The following is a 13,751-nucleotide window of genomic DNA, read 5'->3' as shown; positions in this document are numbered from 1 at the left end:
TAATCAACCTAACTTTTTGTAGGAATTTTCCTTATCAAATATAGTTAAGTTTGTTTCAATAAATGTTACCCAAATCGTAGAAAACATGAAAAAAAACTACATAACAGCTTATTTTTTCAAATTTATAACCGTCTTTGCATTATTAATAGGAGCGAAGGCTATAGCGCAATCAGAACCTTTCAATTGTGATTACAATGCCTATTTATTTCAATATAATGATATTTATGCATTGGACCTAGCTTCTGGTAGTTCTTATTTAGTTGCTGAAAATATTACTCCCGGTAATGTAAATGGTGTAGGTTATAACCCTACGGATGGTTATTTATGGGGCTATTTAAAAACACCTTCAAGCACCATTGTAAGAATAGGTAAAGATTATTCTGTTGATCAATATACCATTCCGGAATTACCTACCGGAAATAAATATGTAGGTGATATTTCGCCCGATGGTATTTACTACTTTAAGGCAGGTGGCTCTTCATATTATAAAGTCGATATTAATCCAGATTCAGATACATATCTACAATATTTAGGTGCTTTTGAACTAAGTCAGAGTTTAAATATTGCAGACTGGGCTTTTAATGCTGCCGATGGTATGTTGTATACTGTAGAGGGAAGTACAAGATTGTTATATAAAATAGACCCTGCTACAGGTACGGTCTATAACTTGGGAGCCGTTCCAATTCTTGATGGTTTAAAGTATACTTTTGGCGCCGTTTATTTTGATGTAGATGGTAATTTCTACATTTCTGCCAACCAAACCGGTTCTGTTTATAAAATTGATAATGTTCAAGATATTACCTTAGGTATAATACAGTCTAACATATTTGCATTTGGTCCTGCAGCTTCTAGTAATGACGGTGCACGTTGCCCCACGGCACCTGTGCCTCAAGAAGATTGTTTAAATGGTATTGATGACGATGGTGATGGTCTTGTGGATTGCGATGACCCATCTTGTTCAGGTGTTGCTTCCTGTCCTGTGATAGTTACTACGTCTAGTGCAAATAAGGGAGGGTTGGAAAGCAATGATAGATTGGCTAACTTAATCAGCAAAAGAAATTTTAACCGAGCTAAATCCAACTATATCTTTGATAAAACCAAAGCAAAAAAGTTGGTTAAAAGTGCGCTGTACGGATTAAGTTCAAAGAACGACGTAAATAACATTCCTTTAAATTCTCTTGTTCCTTTGGGTGTAGTTGGAGAAACCAGTACCATTGAATCTTCACCAAGTGATTTGTTGGATTTGACCAATGCATCGGATATTTATTCCGTAGATTATTTAAATGGTTCAACAAACTTAGGTTCTTTAATGGTGATCAAAACAGATAACACCGTTTATGAGCATAGTAAATTTATTTGTGACCGTTTTCTAGGAGCACAATTGCTATCGGTAAGTAATATTCAGTTAAGAGAAAAAGATTTTATAAAGTCTATTATTAAGCAGCCAGATGGTAGTTTGGAATTCGCCTTGACATTTTCTGCCAGAGTAAACGCAGAAGGTAACTTTATAATAGAATCGCATTGGAATATAGATGCTTATACCAGTGATACCGCTTACTATAATTTTCAAATCTGGTCTAATTCAGTAGATGACCTATTGTTGTTGGCAGACGAGATTCTTGATTTGTTGGAAGTCAATTCAGAAATATCTGAATATACCGGGTCTACACCACCGCCTGTTTTTGTAAAATCGGCCAGTTATAAGAATGGAGAAGTATTGTTGAATATCGTAAACAATAATAATTCTGAAAGCATTGACCTTGAAGGCGGTTTAAAACTTACGGAAACCAGTGTTACTGAAGTTTTGGGCGTATCTGCGGAAATAGATGGGTATTTAGATTCTGTTGCCTTAAAAACAGGTACTTTATTTGATCTAGGTTTTAGAATTAGTTCTGGATCAGGTGCAACGCCAGATGATTTATTTGTGGCAGATGCTCCATGGGGCTTAGATGATTCTGCAGATGCAACTACGGTATCTACCTATGAGGTGTTGCCGGCAGAAGGTCCATATGTTGGTGATGGTTACCCTATAGAACGTAATATTAAATTATCAGGAACAACTAGTAATTACGTTGGAGTGTACAGGGCTCTGAATCCAAGGTTTACGGCGGTAGATTTAAGTGATTATTCCAAAATTAGTTTTGAAGCAAAGGGTACTGCCAATATGGATGTGCAATTGATAAAAGGTGACGGTACCATCTATAAGACCAACGTTGGTTTAGAGAATGAACTTAAAGTGTACACCTTGTCTGAAACTGATTTTAAGAATGATGCAGGTGAAGAAACTGATTTTTCCGATATAAAAGTGTTGTCCTTTAATTTGGTTGCAGAGAATGGTTATGCTGAAGAAAAATCTTTAGAGTTGCAAAATGTTGATTTCCACAATAGAGAGCCAGGACAAGAATTTGTAGACACAGATTTAAATAAATCGGTAGTGTATCCTAATCCTATGATCGAAAGTGCCAGCCTTTATTTTTATGAGGAAAATGCAGATACTTATGAGTTGGATATATATTCTTTAAGTGGTAAGCTTATTGGCAGCCATCATATGGAAGGTGAAAGTATTGCCGGGCAAAATGAAATTATTGTAGAAAGAAAAGATTTGGGCCCAGGCCTGTACCTATACAAACTTCAAAACTCCAAAGAAAAAACATGGAGCGGAAGGTTGTTGGTGAGATAATATGTTTTGGTTGTAAAAAAAAGCTGTGTACCCATCTATTGGTAGTACACAGCTTTTGTGGTTTTATAAGGTTGTAATTATTTCTGATTTATGATCCATTCCTTGGCATTTACAAAAGCACTGACCCAGGGTGAAACTTCATCATTTCTGTCTTCAGGGTAATGTGCCCAGTTCCAAGGGAAAATAGAACGTTCTATATGTGGCATGGTTACAAGGTGTCTACCGGTTTTATCACAAAGCATTGCTGTGTTAAAATCACTACCATTAGGGTTTGCCGGGTAACCTTCATAACCGTATTTAGCAACGATATCATAATTGTCCTCAGAGAGTGGTAAAGAGAATTTACCTTCGCCATGAGAAATCCATACCCCAAGTTTACTGCCTTCTAATGATGAAAGCATAACGGAGTTGTTCTTTTGTATTTCTACTGATGTAAAGTTGCTCTCATGTTTGTGAGAATCATTGTACGTCATTTTGCCATGGGTTTCATGCTCCGGATTAATCAGATCCAATTCCATGAACAATTGACATCCATTACAAATTCCAACTGATAAGGTATCTGGTCTAGCAAAGAAGTTCTTTATAACCGTATTTGCCTTTTCGTTGTATTTAATGGCGCCTGCCCATCCTTTTGCGCTACCTAAAACGTCTGAGTTGGAGAAACCCCCAACGGCTCCTAAGAATTGAATATCCTCTAGATTTTCACGACCAGAGATAAGGTCGGTCATGTGAACATCTTTAACTTCAAAACCGGCTAAATACATGGCGTTTGCCATTTCACGTTCAGAGTTACTTCCTTTTTCACGCAGAATAGCTGCTTTTGGTCTACTTTCGCCAGTGTTAAGCGCACGGCTAGGAAGGGTTAATGGAGTTGAAGTCGGAAAAGTATATTGTAACGGTTGTACTTTATAATTTTCAAATCTATCTTTTGCTAAACCATTTGCGGTTTGCTGATTGTCCAATAGATAAGATGTTTTAAACCATGTATCGCGTAAAGTCTCAATGTTAAGTCCCATTTCCATCCCGTTATTTTTAATAGTAAGGATGGCTTCATTAGAAACGGTTCCTAGTTTAACGGCATCTATCGCATTCGATTCAAAAACAGATTCAATGCTATCATCTTTTGCTTGTAGCACAATACCTGCATTTTCTGAGAACAATACTTTTATAGTATCGGTCTCACCCAAAGCGGTAAGGTCAAGGTTTGCTCCTAAATTGGTATCTGCAAAGCACAGTTCAAGTAAGGTGGTGATCAATCCGCCAGAGGCAACATCATGTCCAGCAACAATTTTATCATCTTTAATTAAAGATTGAACCGTATTGAACACAGTTTTAAAGTAAGCGGAGTCTGTAATAGTAGGCGTTTCGTTACCAATACTATTTCGGGTTTGTGAGAACGAAGATCCACCTAATTTAAAAGCATCTTTAGAAAGGTTGATGTAGTAGATAGATCCTGCATCTTTTTGTAATACCGGTTCTATTACTTTGGTAATATCATTACAATTTCCGGCAGCGGAAATGACAACGGTACCTGGGGAAATGACATCACCATCCTTATATTTTTGTTTCATGGACAGCGAATCCTTTCCGGTAGGTACGTTAATACCTAGTTCAATAGCAAAATCAGAAACCGCTTGTACCGCCTTATATAAACGGGCATCTTCCCCTTCATTTTTACATGGCCACATCCAATTGGCAGATAAAGAAACAGAAGCCAATCCGTCCTTTAAAGGAGCCCAAATAAGATTGGTCAAAGATTCCGCGATACTATTTTTACTACCCGCAGACGGGTCTATCAGTGCAGAAATGGGGGAGTGGCCAATACTAGTGGCTATCCCTTCTTTACCTTTAAAATCCAAAGCCATTACACCACAATTGTTCAAAGGTAATTGTAATGGACCTACACATTGCTGTTTTGCCACACGGCCACCTACACAACGGTCAACCTTGTTCGTTAGCCAATCTTTGCTGGCAACGGCTTCTAGTTGTAGAACGGCGTCAAGGTAATCATGAAAAAACTCTAATGAATAATTGGCATTGGCGTAATTGCGTTCAACCGTATGATCTGTCATTACGGTTTTAGGGGAGCTACCGAACATATCCGATAATTCCAAATCCATAGGTTTGGCACCATTGGTGTTCGATTCAAAAGTAAAACGGTCATCACCGGTTACATCACCTACTTCATACATTGGTGAGCGCTCGCGATCCGCAATACGTTTTAGTAAATCGATATCTTTTTTACCGATGACAAGACCCATACGTTCTTGGGATTCGTTACCAATAATTTCTTTGGCAGATAGGGTAGGGTCTCCCACTGGTAATTTATCCAAATCTATTTTTCCACCTGTTTCCTCAACAAGTTCAGAAAGACAGTTAAGGTGGCCACCAGCTCCGTGATCATGAATGGAGACAATGGTATTTTCATCGCTTTCCACCATACCACGAATAGCATTTGCTGCTCTTTTTTGCATTTCTGGGTTAGAACGTTGAACGGCGTTCAATTCTATGGCAGAACTAAATTCTCCCGTATCTGCACTAGATACTGCGGCACCGCCCATACCAATACGGTAGTTGTCACCACCTAGAATTACAATTTTATTACCGGTTTCAGGCTCAGCCTTAATAGCTTGTTCCACTTTGCCATAACCAATACCACCGGCTTGCATTATTACTTTATCAAAGCCTAATCTTCGTTTACTTGTTGAAGCTGATGTGTTGTTTTCTTCGGATGAATTAAAAGGAGTGGAATTTTCATCATACTCAAAAGTGAGCACCGAACCGGAAATTAATGGCTGACCAAATTTATTTCCAAAATCGGATGCACCGTTAGAGGCTTTTATCAATATGTCCATTGGGGTTTGGTACAGCCAATCTCTTTCTGTCATGCCTTGCTCCCAAGTACGATTTTTTTCCAGTCGGCTATATGCGGTCATGTACACTGCAGTACCAGCTAATGGCAATGAACCTTTACCACCGGCCAATCTATCCCTAATTTCGCCACCGGCACCTGTAGCGGCACCATTAAATGGCTCTACCGTAGTAGGGAAGTTATGTGTTTCCGCTTTCAGGGAAATAACGGAGTCGAACTCTTTTTCTTGGTAAAAATCGGGTTTATCTGCACTTTTAGGGGCAAATTGTACCACTTTAGGTCCCTTAACGAATGCCACGTTGTCCTTGTATGCCGAAACGATATCGTTAGGAAATTCCTGTGATGTCTTCTTAATTAATTTGAATAAAGAAGTAGGCATCTCTTGACCATCAATAACAAAAGTACCGTTGAAAATTTTGTGTCTACAGTGTTCAGAGTTCACTTGGCTAAAACCGAATACTTCAGAATCAGTTAATTTTCTACCTAGTTTTTTACTAAGATGGTCTAAGTAAGCAACTTCTTCATCATTAAGAGCCAATCCTTCCTGTTGGTTAAAGGCGCTAATGTCCTCTATGTTCAATATAGGTTTTGGCTCAACATTTATAGTAAAGATTTCTTGGTCAAGTACCTTATATTTTTGAGAAATCATAGGGTCAAATCCTATAAAATCTTCCTTTACACTATTGAATTCCTCAATGCGGATAATACCACTAATACCCATATTTTGGGTAATTTCAGTAGCATTGGTACTCCAAGGAGTAATCATAGCGGCTCTAGGACCAACAAAAAAGGCGTCTAGAGACGCCGCATTTATTTTAGGTTGGTTGCCAAACAACCATATCAATTTATTTGTTTCTTCTGATGAAAGCTCCTTAGCGGCCTGTACCGCAAAAACCTTGTTCGTAGGTTCCCCAAAAAAGTGAATCATTTTCGTGTGTCTGGTATTGATTTTTAAAGTACAAAATTAAGGTTTTACCCGCTACTATTTACGGGAATTTAAAACACTTTTAAACACTGATTGTTAATGAAAATAATGAGATATTGTTTTATCTTTATCCATCAAAATAAAACACCTATTCAAGTATTACTTTTAAGTCTAAAATTTAGATTAACGTTTTTAAATATATTTAAGTTTGATTTTTAGACTCATGTAGAATATTCTGATTTAGCGTTGTATTAAGTAGAAGTTATAGTAAAAAGCATGGCAAAAGAAAATATAGAAACGAAGGCTCTTGAATATTGTATGGATATGTTAGGTGGAAAGTGGAAGCCTATTATTCTATATCATGTTTCTAAAGGAACCAATCGTTTTAATAAACTTTTTAATGAAATTGAGGGTATAAATAGACAAATGCTAAGTAAGCAATTAAAATCATTGGAAAGGTCTGGTATTCTTGATCGTACACTTTACGGGGAAATTCCTCCTCGTGTAGAGTATACGTTAACACCTTTGGGAAAATCACTTTTGCCTGTAGTTCAAGCAATGACCAAATGGGGGCAAAAACAAACAAAAGAGAAAGTTGAGGTGGTTGAAGTGCCACAAAATCAACAACTACCCCTTTTTTAGCCAATTTTACACTACTTTCTGATAACATCATTTCAATTGGGGTAAAATTCCTATTTCTTCAAAATAAGGTAAATAAGTTTTCAATTAGATAAAAATAAAGGCTAGTGCATTTTGTGCCAATGAATTTGTGTACCTTTTAGTAACTAATTCAAACTAAAATGAAACAAAAAACTACCTTATGTACATTTATGTGCTGTTTGTTTACTTTAATGGGGACATATGCACAAAAGAAAAGATCTAATAAACAGATTGAAAAGTTAAAATCTGAAGCTGCAGTATTAGTGGAGGAGAACAAAAAATTATCGCAAGTTATGGTCGATAAAATTTTTAGTTTTTCTGAGCTCGGGTTTCAAGAAGTTGAATCTTCTAAATATTTAACGGGAATACTCGCTGAGAACGGATTTGAAATTGAGCATTCCATTTCAGGTATACCTACGGCTTGGTTTGCAACGTGGAGCAATGGAGACGGACCGGTAATTGCTTTGGGCAGTGATGTAGATTGTATACCAAAAGCGTCTCAATATCCTGGTGTGGCATATCATAAACCTATAGTAGAAGGAGCTCCTGGGCATGGGGAGGGTCACAATTCTGGAATACCCATGAATATATCATCTGCCCTGGCGGTCAAGAAAATTATGGAGCGTGAAAATATTGGCGGAACATTATTGGTATGGCCGGGAATTGCAGAGGAATTGGTCGCCGCTAAAGCATGGTACGTAAGAGACGGTCTTTTTGATGATATTGATATGTGTATTTTCACCCATGTGGGTAACAATCTAGGAGTTTCTTACGGTCCTACTAGAGGTACAGGTTTAATTTCTGTTGAATATAGTTTTGATGGGGAAGCAGCACATTCAGCCGGTTCACCATGGAGAGGGAAAAGTGCTTTAGATGCTGCGGAGCTTATGAACATTGCCTGGAATTATAAGAGAGAGCATTTGCATCCACTAAAACGTTCTCACTCTATATTTACGGATTCGGGAGATCAGCCAAACGTTGTGCCATCAAAAGCTTCTATATGGTTTTATTTTAGGGATATTAAGTATGAAGGAATCATGGAAATGTATGCTATGGCCAATGATATGGCCAAGGGTGCGGCGTTGATGACAGGTACGACCATGACGTCTAAAGTGTTGGGTACGGCATGGCCAAGGCATTATAATAAGGTAATTGCCGAAACCATGTATGATAATATAAAAGAAGTTGGTCTGCCGCAATGGTCTGCAGCTGACCAAAAATTGGCTAAAGCGGTGCAGACAGAAGTGAACTCTGAAAAAATAGAGGGATTGCCCACTAAATTGGATGATTTAGGGTTGCCGGTAGTTGATCCAATAAGCGGAGGTTCTGATGATATTGGGGATATCTCATGGAAAGTACCAACGGTAACTTTAAGGTATCCTTCAAATATACCCGGATTGCAGGGGCATCATTGGAGTAATGCTATTGCCATGGCTACGCCAATTGCACATAAGGGAGTGGTTGCTGGAGCCAAGGTAGAGGCTATGACCATTATCGACTTTTTACTGAAGCCGGAACTTATGAAAGGCGCATGGGATTATTTTAATAATGAACAGCAAAAAGAAACCAAATATCAGCCGATGATATCAGAAAGTGATATGCCGCCTATTTACTTAAATAAAGACAAGCAGGACCAATTTAGACCGGCTTTGGAAAAATATTATTACGACGAAACCAAATACGATACATATTTGGAACAGCTAGGTGTTGAATACCCAACGTTAAAGGAATAGGTTATCAAATGTCTAATTAAAAAAAAAGGCTTTCTATTCTTAAATAGAAAGCCTTTTTTAATAATTGATTTATATGCTTTTCTCCAATAAAGCCATGTAAAAACCATCATAGCCACTTTTAGAGGCATAGATTTTCTTGTCCTTTACCAAAGTAAAATCTTTCCCTTCTTCAGATTTTAAGAAAGACTGGACTTGGTGACTGTTTTCTTGCGGTAAAATAGAGCAAGTTGCATACACCATTTTACCACCGGGTTTTACAATTTTACTGTAGTTTCTAATAATTTCGTGTTGAGTTTTAACAATCTTGTCTAAAAACTCTGGTTGCATTTTCCATTTTGAATCTGGGTTTCTTCTAAGCACTCCCAATCCTGTACAAGGTGCGTCGATCAAAACCCTATCTGCACTTCCGTGAAGTTTCTTGTAAACCTTTGTAGAATCTATTTCACGTACTTCAATATTGTGCGCGCCGTTTCTTCTTGCTCTTCTTTTAAGTTCTTTCAATTTACTTCCGTAAATATCCATAGATATTAGCTGCCCTTTGTTTTCCATTAAAGCGGCTAAGTGTAATGATTTTCCACCTGCACCCGCACAAGTATCTACCACGCGTTGTCCTGGTTCAATATCTAAAAAGTCAGATACCAGTTGAGAAGATGCGTCTTGTACTTCGAACATTCCGTTCTTAAAAGCTTGGGTCACAAAAACATTAGCTCTTTCTACTAATTTTAGCGCAGAAGGGTAACCTTTTATTGGTTCTGCAACTATATTTTCATCTAATAACGCTTTTCGTAAAGTCTCTTTGTCAGTTTTCAGCGTATTGGTGCGCAAAATTACTTCTGCCGGCTCGTTTAGTTTAGCAAGTTCTTCTGTCCATAATTTATCACCAAGAGCTTTTTCTCCAAGTTCGTCAATCCAATCTGGAACAGCCTCTCTAAATTTTCTTATTTGAGAAAGTTCATCGAATTTTCCTTTAATCCTTCTTTCCGGTGTAGGTTCTATTTGTTTCCAATCTGGCAACTTTATACCTTTTAATACGGCCCAAACTGCCCACATGCGAAATAGGTCTGGTCTGCTGAAAGGTGCTTTAACTTCAGCTATTTCAGTATAAAGACGTTTGTAACGAACCATTTCATAAGTTGTTTCAGCAATAAAACCACGGTCACGAGAACCCCAGCGTTTATCAAACTTTAGTACTTTTTGAACAACCTTGTCGGCATATTCGTTTTCGTTAAATATTAGGTTTAAGGCGTCTATTACGGCAAACACCAAATTTCTGTGTAATTTCATTAGAAGTGTTATTGTTACAAGTCAGAAGATTTGAAGCCGTTAATGAATTCAATGTTATTGATATAGGCTTTTGTCCTCCAAAAAATTATGGCTGCAAAGGTATTGTTTTAGAAGCGATTCCATTTATTTTTGATAAACTTTATACCCTATTTACATGCGTTATGTCATTCTTCTGGTAATTTTAATGGTTTCATGTTCAGAAAGTGTGGAACATGAGCCTTTTAATTCTGTTAAAATTGAGACTATTTATTCAGATTCTATAAGTATCAGGGCAATTGAGCTTATGGGGGATAATGTGGCTTTTGCTGCTAATAAGGGCACCTTTGGTACAGTAGATTTAATCTCTGGTAAAATCAGGGCAAACGTTCAAAAATATCATACGGGAATACCTGCTTTTAGGTCTGTGGCCCATACGTCAACAGATTTTTTCATGTTGTCAGTTGAATCTCCTGCCTTACTTTATAAAACAGGTGATAACGGACGAATGGAATTAGTTTATAAAGAGGAAGGTGAGGATGTTTTTTATGATGCCATGACTTTTTTAAATGATATGGATGGTATTGCAATAGGTGATATAGTTGGTGATTGCTTAAGTGTTATTGTAACTAAAGATGGTGGTAATACCTGGACTAAAGTTCCTTGTAGTCAATTGCCCGAAGGAATTATTGGTGAGGGTGCCTTTGCGGCAAGCAATACCAATATTAAATCAATTGGAGATAAGGTTTGGATGGCGACGACAACTGGTAGGGTTCTATTTTCTTCGGATAAAGGAAAATCTTGGGAAGTTTATCAGACACCCATACAACATACAGAACCAACACACGGTATATATTCTATAGATTTTTATGACAAAAATTTAGGAATAGCCTTTGGGGGTGATTACACCAAGCCAGAAAATTCAACTGCGAACAAAGCAATCACAAAAGATGGGGGCAAAACTTGGAAATTACTGGCAGATGGTAAACAGCCAGGATACAAAAGTTGTGTACAGTTTGTGCCGGGAAGGGAAGGTAAAGAAATCGTTGCCGTAGGTTTTACGGGCATATCTTACTCTTCTGATATGGGAGAAAGTTGGAAAAAATTATCCAATGAATCTTTCTATACCGTGCGCTTTCAAAACGATTCGGTTGCTTATGCAGCGGGTAAAAATCGCATAGCAAAACTAGTGTTCAAGTAGTTATCTGCCACCTTTGTTTTGACGATACTGCTTCATTAATTGACGTTTGAATTCTTCTTCTGATCGTAGTAATAACAGTGTTTTTTTTGCCGTAATTACCTTACTGACATCTTTTAAGAATTTAGTGTCTAATGCTTCCTCTTCTTCTTCAATTTTAATGTGAAGTGCTAAAAGACTTTCCGCCTCTTTTTCGGTAAGCGCATCGGCATCCTTTATTTTACCTCTTATTTGGTCGTGATTCTTTTTCCTTAAGGCATTTCTTTTCTCTTGGTACTCGTTGTAAACGGGCCAGAAATCTTGTGCTTCCTTACTGCTTAAAGAGAGTTTTTCGGTAATAAAGGCAACTTTAAGCGTGTTTATTTTTTCCCAATTTTGGTTTCTTTGTCCAAAAGAAAGCGTGGTGATAAACAGAAATATAATAAGTACAAGTCTATTCATTTTCGTAAAAATTTAATTCGTCAAAATCACTTACATTTTCATTTAAGTAATCTAGAAGGTTATCACTCTCAATAGGAGAGCTTAAAAAATCTGAAAACTCGGTATCGGTTACCGGTAGTACTTCAGCTATCTCATAAGGAGATAATTCAAAATCATTATTTTCAAAATAGGCTTCAATATCGGTATTTGCCAAATCATTGAAACTTAGTTCTTGGCTACTGTCCCAATCGTATCCTAAAGCTATAATGGCAATTGCGGCTATAGATGCTGCTATGGCAAAAATTTTCTTGTATGGGAAAAGAGGAATTACCTTCGTCTCTGTCTCAAGCTTGTTTTGTAACCTGTCATTGAACGTTTCAAAATAATTATCGGGCACCTTGAATGCACTTTTTTCTGGAAAAGTACTTTCTGGTTGAGACAATTTATCCATCAATCTTTCTTCAAAGCTATCAAAGTAGCCTTTGGGAGTTTTAAACGGAATGTTATTTTTTTTGTTCATGATATACGTTTGACAATCAATTGTATAAAAGGTTTAATCTTCTTTTAAATACTGTTCTAATTTTTTTACTGCTAGGTGATACGATGCTTTTAATCCGCCAACGGAGGTGTTTAAAATTTCTGAAATTTCTTCATATTTCAATTCTTGAAAATATTTCATATTGAACACCAATTTTTGCTTTTCAGGGAGCGTGGCTATCGCTTTTTGTAGTTGAAGTTGTATTTCATCTCCTTCAAAATAAACGTCTGCTTCCAAATTTTCAACCAATCTATCTTGGTAGTCGGTGTCCGATACGCCCTGTAACTTTGCTTTTTGTTTTATAAAATTTAAAGCTTCATTGGTGGCAATACGGTACATCCAAGAGAATAGTTTACTATCTCCTTTAAATCCGTCTATATTTTTATAGACTTTAATAAAGGTGTTTTGTAGCACATCATCAGCATCATCATGATTTAAAACAATACTACGTATTTGCCAGTACAAGCGTTCTTTATAGGTATTTACCAATACCTCAAAAGCCTGAGCTTGTCTGCTCTTTGTTTTTAAGTCGATAACTAATGTTTCCTCTTCGATCACCAAAAATTGAGGTTTGTTTATTCTTAGACAATGAATTTAGTCAAAGGTTTAATTGTTGAAAAGAGTTATTATCATTATAACGAAGATTTTCAATATAATAAGGTTCTTTACGTTGTAAGATAAACCAAAATTAGATTTAATGATTTTACAGAAAAAATTTTACTATGTGCTTATCTTGTTCGTATCAATCTCTATTATTTCTTGTAGTGATGGTGATGAAGATGTAATTATTACTGATGTAGTTGAAGAAACCGAAACCGAAACCGAATCTGAAACTGAAACAGAGACAGAAACCGAAACTGAAACAGAAACAGAAACCGAAACTGAAACAGAAACAGAAACTGAAACAGAAACTTAGGAAGAAGTTGTTGAAGAGGAGGTCGAAGAACTTGATAGTTTTATGGTTTATGAGAACGTAGCATTTGATGTTGACACAAATGGTTTGGACACAAAGAGATTTTTCTCAACCATAACAGGTGAAATATATACGTATAACGAAATTGACGCTGAAAAAGGTGCTACTATAGATTTGGCATGGTATGATATGAGTCCGTCGAATCCGGGGTTTTTGTTTTGGATGAGTCCCGATGATTTATTTCAGGATGAGCAAATTGAAGGAGCAACAACTACAAAAATGGAAAATACGGCTGATCAAATGACGGTAGAAGAATTTGATGCTATTAATGAGGGTAGTCAATTAATAGATTTAGTTATTGAGAATGAGGATGAGGCAATGGGACCACAAGATTACCCGGTTGTAGTTTTATTTGAGAATGCAGCAGGTCATAAAGGCGCCATTAAGATGAAAAGTAACAATGGTGAAATAATGGTAGTAGATATTAAAGTTGCGAGGTAAACATCATTCGGATAATATGAAAAAAGCCATCTTTTATAGATGGCTTTTTTA

11 protein-coding genes are annotated in these 13,751 nt (G+C 36.9%); 6 read left to right on the top strand and 5 right to left on the bottom strand.

Annotation, left to right across the window (positions count from 1 at the left end):
- The first annotated feature begins 85 nt into the window (after window positions 1–85).
- On the top strand, window positions 86–2,680 hold the full coding sequence (locus I600_RS03300) for a DUF6923 family protein (protein WP_058103070.1): 2,595 nt from the start codon (window positions 86–88) through the stop codon (window positions 2,678–2,680).
- Between the two features lie 77 nt (window positions 2,681–2,757).
- Here the strand turns inward: I600_RS03300 and purL are convergent, their stop codons facing one another.
- On the bottom strand, window positions 2,758–6,480 hold the full coding sequence (purL, locus tag I600_RS03295) for a phosphoribosylformylglycinamidine synthase (RefSeq protein ID WP_058103069.1): 3,723 nt from the start codon (window positions 6,478–6,480) through the stop codon (window positions 2,758–2,760).
- A gap of 273 nt (window positions 6,481–6,753) precedes the next feature.
- Here purL and I600_RS03290 point away from each other — a divergent pair, with 273 nt between their 5' ends.
- On the top strand, window positions 6,754–7,119 hold the full coding sequence (locus I600_RS03290; RefSeq protein WP_074674233.1) for a winged helix-turn-helix transcriptional regulator: 366 nt from the start codon (window positions 6,754–6,756) through the stop codon (window positions 7,117–7,119).
- 158 nt (window positions 7,120–7,277) lie between these two features.
- Complete coding sequence (locus I600_RS03285; RefSeq protein ID WP_058103068.1) at window positions 7,278–8,870, top strand: zinc-binding metallopeptidase family protein; 1,593 nt, start codon at window positions 7,278–7,280, stop codon at window positions 8,868–8,870.
- Between the two features lie 69 nt (window positions 8,871–8,939).
- On the opposite strand, the gene I600_RS03280 is transcribed toward I600_RS03285, so the two are convergent.
- The gene (locus I600_RS03280; RefSeq protein ID WP_058103067.1) at window positions 8,940–10,154 is read right to left on the bottom strand and encodes an RsmB/NOP family class I SAM-dependent RNA methyltransferase; all 1,215 of its coding nucleotides are present in this window, start codon (window positions 10,152–10,154) and stop codon (window positions 8,940–8,942) included.
- Window positions 10,155–10,308: 154 nt separating this feature from the next.
- On the opposite strand from I600_RS03280, the gene I600_RS03275 reads away from it, so the two are divergent.
- Window positions 10,309–11,331: a VPS10 domain-containing protein gene (locus I600_RS03275; RefSeq protein ID WP_058103066.1), complete on the top strand. Its 1,023-nt coding sequence runs from the start codon at window positions 10,309–10,311 to the stop codon at window positions 11,329–11,331.
- Here I600_RS03275 and I600_RS03270 read toward each other — a convergent pair whose 3' ends face one another.
- From I600_RS03270 to I600_RS03260, 3 genes are read right to left on the bottom strand one after another with little or no spacing between them, the layout of a single operon-like run.
- Window positions 11,332–11,769: a hypothetical protein gene (locus tag I600_RS03270; RefSeq protein ID WP_058103065.1), complete on the bottom strand. Its 438-nt coding sequence runs from the start codon at window positions 11,767–11,769 to the stop codon at window positions 11,332–11,334.
- Window positions 11,762–12,268, bottom strand: a complete 507-nt coding sequence (locus I600_RS03265) for a hypothetical protein (RefSeq protein WP_058103064.1) — start codon at window positions 12,266–12,268, stop codon at window positions 11,762–11,764. Before I600_RS03265 ends, I600_RS03270 begins: the two co-directional genes overlap by 8 nt.
- A gap of 33 nt (window positions 12,269–12,301) precedes the next feature.
- Window positions 12,302–12,844 (bottom strand): RNA polymerase sigma factor, encoded by a 543-nt coding sequence (locus tag I600_RS03260; RefSeq protein ID WP_058103063.1) that lies wholly within the window; start codon window positions 12,842–12,844, stop codon window positions 12,302–12,304.
- A 139-nt stretch (window positions 12,845–12,983) separates the two neighbouring features.
- On the opposite strand from I600_RS03260, the gene I600_RS03255 reads away from it, so the two are divergent.
- Together I600_RS03255 and I600_RS03250 are read left to right on the top strand one after the other, a co-directional pair.
- Window positions 12,984–13,202, top strand: a complete 219-nt coding sequence (locus tag I600_RS03255) for a hypothetical protein (RefSeq protein ID WP_058103062.1) — start codon at window positions 12,984–12,986, stop codon at window positions 13,200–13,202.
- 42 nt (window positions 13,203–13,244) lie between these two features.
- Window positions 13,245–13,700 carry a hypothetical protein gene (locus I600_RS03250; RefSeq protein ID WP_058103061.1) on the top strand — a complete coding sequence of 152 codons (456 nt, stop codon included), beginning with the start codon at window positions 13,245–13,247 and terminating at the stop codon, window positions 13,698–13,700.
- Window positions 13,701–13,751 lie beyond the last annotated feature (51 nt).

Origin of the sequence: Maribacter dokdonensis DSW-8, from assembly GCF_001447995.1 — a bacterium.
Taxonomy (GTDB): Bacteria; Bacteroidota; Bacteroidia; order Flavobacteriales; family Flavobacteriaceae; genus Maribacter; species Maribacter dokdonensis.
Note: the sequence above shows the minus strand (reverse complement) of the source record. Positions and strands in the feature narration are given on the sequence as shown.